Below are 9145 nucleotides of genomic sequence, written 5' to 3'. Positions count from 1 at the left end.
GCTAACCTGCGAAGAACCATAAAAAAGGCTGGCACTGAGCCAACCTTTCTTTCAATTCGCTTTCTTTAAAGTCGAACGTTCGATGCTGTTATTCGAAACAGATCTCGATGAAGGCATTACCCCATTGAGATGAAAAAGGCATGATGATGATCGCGCCTTCACACTTGTGACGAATCGTGTGTCCTTTGCCTGATACAACAATCGGTGTTGCCATATCAAAATCGAAGCCACTTTCAGCAAGGATACGCTTTGCACCGCCCGTTACCATATTAGTGATCTCACCAACCATATCGGTAACTTCTTCGTTTAGACCGTTAGGGCGCTCCCCCAGCATGTTCTGCATGATTTCTAGCGCTAGGCCTTCATCAAAAGTGATCGACATTGAACCACGAGACTGTGGGCCAACCATACCGATTAAACCAGAGACATCACCACGAGCGATTTCATCTTTTTTAACTCTAGGTTTCTGTGGCTTCAATTCTAGAGAAGCCATCGTTTTCAGCACATTCATGAGAGAGGCTAAAAACGGGTTTACAAATTCAGCGCGCATAATGTTCTTCTATAATCTTAATCTTTCAGCTCAGTCGAGCAGGCTTGGCAAGTGCCATGAGATTCGATGACGTGGTTGGTCAATCGAAAGCCGTGCTTGTCTGCATTGTTAGCGAGTTGAGATATCAGGTCATCGTCTTGCAATTCGATAACGCTGCCACACTTATCACAGATTAGCAGCTGTGAGAAATGTTTGTGAGCATTACAAGAGCAGCAGCAAATAAAGCTGTTTGTTGACTCAACTCGGTGAATGAAACCTTGTTCCAACAAAAAGTCTAAAGCGCGATATACAGTAGGTGGTTTGGCCTGAGGTTCACTTTGCTTAAGCTGTTCCAGTAACTCATAAGCACTAGAGGCTTTTTTATTCGCTAAGATAAGCTCAAACACTCGCTTTCTTTGAGGTGTTAAACGAACGCCTCGTGATGCGCATATCCCTTCAACTTGCTCTATTAATGTTTGGTCCAAATTTTTCACCATACAAAGGGACGTCTCTAACTACTTACTATTTTGACAGTAAAATCAGCGAGGTGTCCTTAATTTCAATAAAAGTCAGGTACAGAGCGTATTGTGACTTATGACTTTGAATAAGACAAGGTAACTCAAAATGACCGCATGACTCAAGATATAACTGATTATTGACGTCAAAATAGAGGCTCTGTGAATGGGTTGAAATATAAAAGTGTGAGGTAAAGATCATATAGCGCAAACAAGGTATAGCCTTTACAATAGCCGACTTCACTTTTGTTGGCTGCGCCAATAAGTACGTTTGACTCGTAATTAGGGTATTTACCATGACACATTCATGTAGACTTTCTGTTGCTCCAATGCTCGATTGGACTGATCGTCACTGTCGCTACTTCCACCGCCTGCTGTCTCAGCAGACTCTTCTGTATACGGAAATGGTAACGACAGGCGCAATACTACATGGTAAAGGTGACTTCCTAGAGTACAGCGAGCAAGAGCACCCAGTGGCGCTTCAATTAGGTGGCTCAAACCCAGTTGATTTGGCGGAATGTGCGAAGTTAGCTGCTGAACGTGGTTACGATGAAGTGAACCTCAACGTAGGTTGCCCATCTGATCGTGTTCAAAACGGTCGCTTTGGTGCATGCCTAATGGCTGAGCCTGAGCTGGTGGCGGATTGTGTATCAGCGATGAAAGAAGTCACCGATATTCCTATCACAGTAAAAACGCGTATCGGTATCGATGAGCAGGATTCATACGAGTTCCTAACTAAGTTTATCTCAACGGTTTCAGAGAAAGGCGGTTGTGAGCAATTTACCATTCACGCTCGTAAAGCCTGGCTGAGTGGCTTGAGCCCGAAAGAGAACCGTGAGATCCCACCGTTAGACTACACACGAGCTTACCAAGTGAAGAAAGATTTCTCTGACTTAGTGATCGCAGTGAATGGCGGCATTACTACCTTAGAGCAGACCAAAGAACATCTACAGCACTTAGATGGCGTAATGATCGGTCGTGAGGCTTACCATAGCCCATATATTCTGGCTGAAGTGGATCAGCAGATCTTCGGCTTAGACACACCAATCAAGAAACGTTCGCAGGTTGTTGAAGAGATGTACCCGTACATTGAGCAAGAACTGATGAAAGGTGCGAGTCTAGGTCACATCTCTCGTCATATGCTTGGTCTGTTCCAAAGCATGCCGGGTGCAAGACAGTGGCGTCGTTACATCAGTGAGAACGCGCATAAGAAAGGTGCAGGCATCGAAGTGATGCAAACGGCACTGGCGAAAATTCCCAAAGAATTGAATGTGTAATATCTAGGTTTATCACCTAGGCGAAATTTACCACTGTTGGTTATTTTAACCATTTAAAAGACATCTGAAGCCATGCATGAAAATGTGTGGCTTTTTATTTATCTGATTTTTAAGGTTTTTATTTTTATTTCGTGTTGGTATGGAAGCTGCAATAAGTAAGATTAAGAGAAACAGGTCATCATAGGAGACCATTATGTTTGAATTAATCTTCGTTCTTATCTTCGTTGCGACGCTATTGGTTACAGGTATTACCTTTATGACGGTATTAGCAGCAACAGGACTTGCACTCGTCGTGATGGTCGTACTGGGGATGGTAGGAGCGGTATTAAAAATATTACCTTGGTTGATTGTCATCGCGATTGGTATTTGGTTCTTCAAGAACGTAGTGAACAGCTCTAATCCTCGTCGTTATTAATGGGTTACTGCTCGAAAGTCATGGCAACGTCAAATTTGATCGCAACGGATGTTTATCGCATCCGTTGTGCATATGTGTGGTAGAATTTTACTCATTAGTCTATGAATGTACTTAGAATTAGTACAACGCAATGGAACGGGAGCTCTCTCAAATGAATAAAATGCCATTAATTGCTTTAGTGGGAATGTTATCTTTAAGTTCGACAACGTCTGCTCAAGAAGAACCTTTCTACACGGCGAAAGTCGGTGCCGATATGTGGTGGGGAAGTACAAAGCTTAATGAAGTAAGACAAGATGATTCACAATCGCCGTCTTTGTACTTTGCATTTGAGCACAAGTTCCCAATGTTGCCGAACGCAAGTATTCGTTACACGTCAGTTGATGCTGATGCATTGGCTTTTGATAAGTACGATTACACCTTCTACTACACACTGCTAGAGCACAAGTTAATGAACTTTGATGCGGGTGTGACTTTCACTCAGTACTCAAACTCAAACTACGTGGAGCCTAAAACGGGCGGTGCTCAAACAGATTTCGATGAGCTGACGTGGAGCTTTTACGGTAACGCTGAAATTAATGTTCCTGATACCAACTTCGATATCATCGGAACAATGGAGTTTGGTGACAGCAGCGGTATCAAGAGCACGGACCTAATGGCGGGTGTTCAGTACCGAATCCCAGTTGCCGACACACAAGTTGCGCTACGTGGCGGCTACCGCGTTATCGATCTAGACTCTGATGAGTTCTTTACTTCTGACCTAGGTAAGAGCTTCGTGATGGTTGATGGCTGGTTTGCGGGTGCAGAAGTTCGCTTCTAATATCGCGATTGTACGACTACAGGCGATAAGCCGAATTAAATGATATGAAAACGCCACTGATTGTCAGTGGCGTTTTTTTGTTTTGGATATACCAATCTGGAATGAGTTAGTACTCCCATCACTTTTGGGGATTCTTATGCATTGCCTCAATCGACGTCTATTATTAAAAGACACAGTATTGCAGAGTCACAGCAAAGGATGGGATATGACACTCAATGAACTACGTACTCTATATCGAGAAAATCTGCTGGTGGAAGCAATCATAGAGCCCTCAATCCAAGAAGGGGCTTGGGTTGTGGAGTTTCGACATATGAGCGGCGGCTTTGTACTGTTGACCGATGTACACGGTGAAGAGTGCCATTATGCTGACCTCGACCTCGCATCAAAGTCCGCAATGGCCGTCGGATTTCAACAGGTACGCATCGAAAATCAGCAACAGTAGATAAGTCGACAACGGCTTTTTACTTCCAAAAAGTTATAAAACATACTTTTCTATTCTTTCTTGTTATTAAAAGGAGTGGTTAATCTATCGTCACGCAATGATTAGGGATGTCGTGACCATGTCTTTAAATAAGAAAGAGTCTTCACAGAATAACGCACAAGCAGGTAGCAACGAACTACCGGGCTTAGCTGCACCATTAAATGATCAACAATTAGGTCATCTTCAACAGAGTGTTTCAGAACTTTCACCGCAACAGCTTGCTTGGGTAAGTGGTTATCTATGGGGTGTAAGCCAAAACCAACCTTCAGCGGCAGCAGCACCTATTGCTCAAGCAGCAGCTGTGGTTACGGCTAAACCTGCAGGTAAGCTAAGCATCATCTTTGCTTCTCAAACGGGGAACGCAAAGGGTGTCGCGGAAGCACTAGAGTCTGAAGCAAAAGCACAAGGCATTGCGGTTGAGCTGTTCGACGCGAGTGACTACAAAGGTAAGAACTTAGCGAAAGAAACACACGTTATCTTCGTTGCATCTACCAACGGCGAGGGCGAAGCCCCTGATAACGCGATTGAGCTGCATGAATTCCTTCAGTCAAAGAAGGCACCTAAGCTACCGAACCTACAATATGGTGTCATCGGTCTTGGTGACTCAAGCTATGAGTTCTTCTGCCAAACCGGTAAAGATTTCGATAGCTTCCTATCTAAACTTGGTGCGACGCCATTTATTGATCGTGTTGATCTAGATGTGGACTACGAAGCACCAGCAGAAGAGTGGCGCGCATCAGCACTTGAGAAAGTGAAAGAAGCTCTCTCTTCAGGTACTGAAGCTGAGGTGGTTCAACTTCCTGTTGGCCAACAAGCGGCAGGTCATAGCCTTTACACCAAACAGAATCCATACACAGCAACACTGCTTACCAGTCAAAAGATCACCGGTCGTGATTCAGGTAAAGACGTTCGTCATATCGAAATCGATCTGGACGAGTCGGGTATTACTTACCAACCGGGTGATGCGTTAGGTGTGTGGTTTGAAAACAGCTCCGAGCTAGCAAATCAAATTCTAGCGAAAGTAGGTCTTTCTGGCGTAGAGAGTGTTGATGTAGATGGTGAGAGTCTTTCTATTCATAGTGCTCTAGTCAGCAAATACGAGATCACGGCATCTAACCCGCAGCTTGTGACTAAGTTCGCAGAGTTATCGGGCAGTAAGAAGCTAGCAAAGCTGGTGGAAGATAAAGACAAGCTTCGTGAATATGCAGGTAACACTCAAGTTGTCGATGTTCTAGCAGAGAAGAAGACAAAACTGTCTGCTGATGAACTGGTTGGTTTGCTACGCAAGCTTACGCCGCGTCTTTACTCAATTGCATCAAGCCAATCTGAAGTCGATGAAGAAGTTCACCTAACAGTAGGTTTAGTGGAATACCAAAAGGGTGATGAGTCTCGTCAAGGTGGCGCATCAAGCTTCTTAGCTCAGCGCTTAGAAGAGGGCGGTGAAGTGAAAGTGTTCGTGGAGAACAACAATAACTTCAAACTTCCTCAAGATGATGCAACGCCGATCATCATGATTGGCCCAGGTACAGGTATCGCACCATTCCGTAGCTTCATTCAAGAACGTGACAACAATGCTGCTGAAGGTAATAGCTGGTTGTTCTTTGGTGACCGTACCTTCACCCAAGATTTCCTATACCAAGTTGAGTGGCAGAAATACTTGAAGTCAGGTGCGTTAACCAAGCTTGATGTGGCATTTAGTCGTGACCAGCAAGAGAAGGTGTACGTTCAAGACCGTCTCATCGAGCAAGCTGAGCAAGTGTGGCAGTGGTTGCAAGATGGCGCTTACCTATACGTATGTGGTGATGCGACTCGTATGGCAAAAGATGTCAACGAAGCACTGATCACAATCGCACAAGAACAAGGCAAGCAGAGCCGAGAGCAAGCTGAAGAATATATTAACGATCTACGTAAAGCAAAACGTTACCAAAGGGATGTGTACTAATGAGCAAGCAAGTAATAGAGCAAGAAGTATTAGGCCAAGTGCTTGGCCCATTAGCAGACAACGAACGTTTAAAGCGTGAAAGTAATCATCTGCGTGGCACCATTGAAGCCGATCTACAAGACCGCATCACAGGTGGCTTTACTGCAGACAACTTCCAGCTGATTCGTTTCCACGGTATGTATCAACAAGATGACCGTGATATCCGTAACGAGCGTGCAAAGCAAAAGTTAGAACCGCTGCATAATGTGATGCTTCGTGCACGTATGCCGGGTGGCATCATTACACCAAAGCAGTGGCTAGCCATTGATAAATTCGCGGATGAGAGCACTTCGTATGGTTCTATCCGACTCACTACGCGTCAAACGTTCCAGTTTCACGGTGTTTTGAAGCCAAATATCAAGTTGATGCACCAAACGCTAAACAGCATCGGTATTGATTCGATCGCGACAGCGGGTGACGTAAACCGTAACGTGCTATGTACGACTAACCCAGTAGAATCTGAGCTTCATCAAGAGGCTTACGAGTGGGCGAAGAAGATCAGTGAGCACCTTTTACCAAAAACGCGTGCTTATGCTGAGATCTGGCTAGATGGCGAGAAACTAGAAACGACCGATGAAGAGCCGATTCTAGGTAGCAACTATCTACCTCGTAAATTCAAAACGACGGTAGTGATCCCGCCACAGAATGATGTGGATGTTCACGCGAATGACCTGAACTTCGTGGCAATTGCAGAAGGCGGTAAGCTGGTGGGCTTTAATGTGCTTGTTGGTGGCGGTCTAGCAATGACTCATGGTGATACGTCGACTTATGCTCGTAAAGCTGATGACTTTGGTTTTGTACCACTAGCAAACACATTAGATGTGGCTGCTGCTGTGGTAACAACACAACGTGATTGGGGTAACCGTTCTAACCGTAAGAACGCAAAGACCAAGTACACGCTAGACCGTGTTGGTATTGATGTCTTTAAAGCTGAAGTTGAGAAACGTGCAGGCGTGAAGTTCTCTGATAGCCGCCCTTATGAGTTTACTGGTCGAGGCGATCGCATCGGTTGGTCTGAAGGTATCGATGGTAAATTCCATTTAGCACTATTCATTGAGAACGGTCGTCTACTGGATTTCCCAGGTAAGCCTCTTAAAACCGGTGTTGCTGAAATCGCTAAGATCCATAAAGGCGACTTCCGCATGACAGCAAACCAAAACTTGATTGTTGCAGGTGTGCCAAAGAGTCAAAAAGCTAAGATCGAGAAGCTTGCTCGTGAATATGGTCTGATGGACGATGCGGTAACCGAGCAGCGTAAAAACTCAATGGCATGTGTGGCATTCCCAACTTGCCCGTTAGCAATGGCTGAAGCAGAACGTTTCCTTCCTGAGTTTGTGACTGATGTGGAAGGCATTCTTAAGAAGCACGGCTTACCGGAAGATGACAACATTATCCTGCGTATTACAGGCTGTCCAAATGGTTGTGGTCGAGCGATGCTAGCGGAGCTTGGTCTAGTGGGTAAGGCTCCGGGTCGCTACAACATGCACTTAGGTGGTAACCGAGCGGGTACACGAATTCCTAAGATGTATAAAGAGAACATTACCTCTGCACAAATCCTTCAAGAGATCGATGAGCTGGTGGCTCGTTGGGCAAATGAAAGAGAAGAGGGTGAGGGGTTCGGTGATTTCACCATTCGCGCCGGCATCATTGAAGAAGTGATTATTTCTAAGAGGGATTTACATGCATAATTCTGTGACTTCCAAATTGAAGTTGGCAGATCTGCTTGCATTAACCAAGACGGAGCAAATCCTCCGTCTTTCAGAAATCAATGCTGAGTTAGAGACGCTAACCGCTCAACAAAGAGTTAAGTGGGCACTAGAGAATCTAGAAGGCAATCACGTTGTCTCATCTAGCTTTGGTATTCAAGCGGCGTTAATGCTTCATCTTGTGACCCAAGCGAAACCGGACATTCCAGTGATCTTGACGGATACTGGTTACCTTTTCCCTGAAACGTACCGCTTTATTGATGAGTTAAGTCAGCAGCTGACATTAAATCTTCAAGTCTTTAGAGCGAAACAGAGCCCGAATTGGCAAGAAGCGCAATACGGCAAGTTATGGGAGCAAGGCTTAGAAGGGATAGAAAAGTACAACAAGCTGAATAAAGTCGAGCCAATGAGGCGTGCACTGGATGAGCTTGATGCTGGGGTTTGGTTCTCGGGTTTGAGAAGAGAGCAATCTAAGTCTCGTGCAAACCTTCCTATTCTCTCTATCCAAAACGGTGTGTTTAAGTTCTTGCCTGTCATCGACTGGAGTAATAAAGATGTTCATTATTACTTAGAAGAGCATGGTTTGAGTTATCACCCACTACGAGAAGAAGGCTACCTATCCATTGGTGACACTCACACTACTAAGAAGTGGGAGCCGGGTATGACCGAAGAAGAAACGCGATTTAATGGTTTGAAACGCGAATGTGGTCTTCATGAAGATGATGGTGAGCAGTACGGTTCCGGTATTTAATCCATCTTGTGTTGAAAAAGCTGCTTTTAAGCAGCTTTTTTTATGTTTGTAGAATACAAAAAAACATCAGCTGTGGATAACTCTGTGGGTAGCTTGTAGTTCAATTGGGGTTAAACTTGCATAAATATGGCTTTGAATGTTATTTCTGCACTTAAGCGTTATTTTTGCAATTTTCTTGAATTAAAGCTTGCCAATGTGAGGAACATCTCTATAATGCCGCCTCACTGACACGGCAGACGCCACAAGGCTTCAGCGAAGAATGTTAGTTCGGCAACTAGCTTAAAGCGATATTTCGCTTCTACTTTTAGAAAGTATAAATTAATTTTCAAAAAGTGTTTGACACTGAGAATTAAGTCGCTAGAATGGCCGCCTCTTCCGAAGTGATGCAAGTCACAACGAAGAGAAGCTCTTTAACAATTTAAACCTATCAATCTGTGTGGGCACTCGTTGATGAATATCACTAAGTTTGTTTTCGCTTTTATAAGCAAAGGCAAACAGATACTTCGGTATCAAAATGATTTCAATGAACTGAGTGACCAATTCGAATTGGTACAGCCTTGAGCTGTTTGATTTCACTTTTTAAAGTGAAAACCAATTTAGAGCACAGTCAATTCACAGTCACTATTCGAAAGAATAGGGAATGTAATCAGTATTCATGAGTCGACAAAATCTT

9 protein-coding genes are annotated in these 9145 nt (G+C 44.3%); 7 read left to right on the top strand and 2 right to left on the bottom strand.

Translation table 11 applies throughout. The features are described 5' to 3' along the window. Positions 1-88: 88 nt before the first annotated feature. Entirely contained in the window at positions 89-550 is a 462-nt protein-coding gene (locus KI743_RS23655) for a chemotaxis protein CheX (RefSeq protein WP_032549890.1), read from the bottom strand. 17 nt (positions 551-567) lie between these two features. Continuing rightward, positions 568-1026, bottom strand: coding sequence for a zinc uptake transcriptional repressor Zur (gene zur / locus KI743_RS23650; RefSeq protein ID WP_032549889.1), 459 nt, complete (start codon positions 1024-1026; stop codon positions 568-570). 314 nt (positions 1027-1340) lie between these two features. On the opposite strand from zur, the gene dusA reads away from it, so the two are divergent. The 7 genes from dusA (at position 1341) to KI743_RS23615 (ending at position 8472) form a co-directional block, all read left to right on the top strand. Beyond that, the gene (gene dusA / locus KI743_RS23645; RefSeq protein ID WP_150872902.1) at positions 1341-2321 is read left to right on the top strand and encodes a tRNA dihydrouridine(20/20a) synthase DusA; all 981 of its coding nucleotides are present in this window, start codon (positions 1341-1343) and stop codon (positions 2319-2321) included. A gap of 193 nt (positions 2322-2514) precedes the next feature. Then, positions 2515-2736, top strand: coding sequence for an envelope stress response protein PspG (pspG, locus tag KI743_RS23640; RefSeq protein ID WP_032549872.1), 222 nt, complete (start codon positions 2515-2517; stop codon positions 2734-2736). Positions 2737-2887: 151 nt separating this feature from the next. After that, positions 2888-3553, top strand: coding sequence for a TIGR04219 family outer membrane beta-barrel protein (locus KI743_RS23635; protein WP_032549871.1), 666 nt, complete (start codon positions 2888-2890; stop codon positions 3551-3553). A gap of 205 nt (positions 3554-3758) precedes the next feature. After that, complete coding sequence (locus KI743_RS23630; RefSeq protein WP_032549870.1) at positions 3759-3995, top strand: hypothetical protein; 237 nt, start codon at positions 3759-3761, stop codon at positions 3993-3995. 118 nt (positions 3996-4113) lie between these two features. Then, on the top strand, positions 4114-5976 hold the full coding sequence (locus KI743_RS23625; RefSeq protein WP_285468504.1) for an assimilatory sulfite reductase (NADPH) flavoprotein subunit: 1863 nt from the start codon (positions 4114-4116) through the stop codon (positions 5974-5976). Beyond that, positions 5976-7703: an assimilatory sulfite reductase (NADPH) hemoprotein subunit gene (gene cysI, locus KI743_RS23620; RefSeq protein ID WP_285468503.1), complete on the top strand. Its 1728-nt coding sequence runs from the start codon at positions 5976-5978 to the stop codon at positions 7701-7703. Before KI743_RS23625 ends, cysI begins: the two co-directional genes overlap by 1 nt. Continuing rightward, a complete protein-coding gene (locus KI743_RS23615) occupies positions 7696-8472 on the top strand; it encodes a phosphoadenylyl-sulfate reductase (RefSeq protein WP_150872900.1) in 777 nt (258 codons plus the stop codon). The genes cysI and KI743_RS23615 overlap by 8 nt, the downstream gene beginning before the upstream one ends. Positions 8473-9145 lie beyond the last annotated feature (673 nt).

This window comes from Vibrio sp. D420a (assembly GCF_030248625.1).
GTDB lineage: Bacteria > Pseudomonadota > Gammaproteobacteria > Enterobacterales > Vibrionaceae > Vibrio > Vibrio fortis_A.
This window is presented reverse-complemented; position numbering and strand designations above follow the sequence as displayed.

Excerpts from the sequence above, each read along its gene's own strand:
- KI743_RS23630 (WP_032549870.1), top strand. The coding sequence starts at position 3,759 with ATGACACTCAATGAACTACGTACTCTATATCGAGAAAATCTGCTGGTG.
- KI743_RS23625 (WP_285468504.1), top strand. The coding sequence starts at position 4,114 with ATGTCTTTAAATAAGAAAGAGTCTTCACAGAATAACGCACAAGCAGGT.
- zur (WP_032549889.1), bottom strand. The coding sequence starts at position 1,026 with ATGGTGAAAAATTTGGACCAAACATTAATAGAGCAAGTTGAAGGGATA.
- KI743_RS23655 (WP_032549890.1), bottom strand. The coding sequence starts at position 550 with ATGCGCGCTGAATTTGTAAACCCGTTTTTAGCCTCTCTCATGAATGTG.
- cysI (WP_285468503.1), top strand. The coding sequence starts at position 5,976 with ATGAGCAAGCAAGTAATAGAGCAAGAAGTATTAGGCCAAGTGCTTGGC.
- dusA (WP_150872902.1), top strand. The coding sequence starts at position 1,341 with ATGACACATTCATGTAGACTTTCTGTTGCTCCAATGCTCGATTGGACT.
- KI743_RS23635 (WP_032549871.1), top strand. The coding sequence starts at position 2,888 with ATGAATAAAATGCCATTAATTGCTTTAGTGGGAATGTTATCTTTAAGT.
- pspG (WP_032549872.1), top strand. The coding sequence starts at position 2,515 with ATGTTTGAATTAATCTTCGTTCTTATCTTCGTTGCGACGCTATTGGTT.
- KI743_RS23615 (WP_150872900.1), top strand. The coding sequence starts at position 7,696 with ATGCATAATTCTGTGACTTCCAAATTGAAGTTGGCAGATCTGCTTGCA.